The 645-nt window shown below is 68.8% G+C and carries 1 protein-coding gene and 1 pseudogene; both read right to left on the reverse strand.

Annotated features, from left to right (window positions below):
* Window positions 1–231: pseudogene (locus GMC_RS23375) on the reverse strand (TrbI/VirB10 family protein); the annotation flags it as partial.
* A 2-nt stretch (window positions 232–233) separates the two neighbouring features.
* Window positions 234–645 (reverse strand): TrbG/VirB9 family P-type conjugative transfer protein (locus GMC_RS23380; protein ID WP_157998134.1); only part of this gene is annotated, 412 nt, incomplete at its 5' end.

Genomic DNA, 645 nt, shown 5'->3' on the forward strand with positions numbered 1-645 from the left:
GACACGATCGACGTTGTAAAGCTCGGTCTGCTCGCCTGCGCCGCGCCGCTGCGGTTGCAGCGACCACATCAGCGCGCCGAGCACGGCGACCGACAGGGTGCCGGCGAGGATGGCCAGCGTGCGCCGGTTCAGGCGCGTAACCGGGCGCGGCTGGGCGCGCAGCGCCACCGCCTCGGGCGCAACCTTGCCCGCCTGTGGCGTGGCGAGGTCGGGAGTGTCTTCCTGGCTCATGGTCAGTTCCTCCGCGCCACGCCGTCCGTGCGCTCTATACGCACCACGTCGCCGCCATCACCGCCCAGGCGCAGTTCGGCTGCGCCGAACAGCCGATCGACGATGTAGTACGGCGAGCGGAATCGGTAGTTCACCAGTTGCCCGTCGCCCTGCGCGCCGATGACAAACAAAGGCGGCAGCTCGCCTTGCGCGATACCGGGCGGGAACTGGATATAGACCTTCTCGCCGTCATCGAAGGCGCGCAGCGGCTTCCACGGCGGGTTGCTGCCCAACACCGCGTAGCGGAAACGGATCTTCTCCAGCGACAGGCCGGTATCGACCGGCGCGGCGGCGCTGGCCGCCTGCGCCTGGCGCTGCAAGGCCAGCATCCGGTCTTTCGGATAGTCCCAGGACACCGAAGCCATCCATGCACGC

The sequence above is a fragment of the Aquimarina agarivorans genome (assembly GCF_000218485.1).
In the GTDB taxonomy this organism is placed as follows: domain Bacteria; phylum Bacteroidota; class Bacteroidia; order Flavobacteriales; family Flavobacteriaceae; genus Aquimarina; species Aquimarina agarivorans.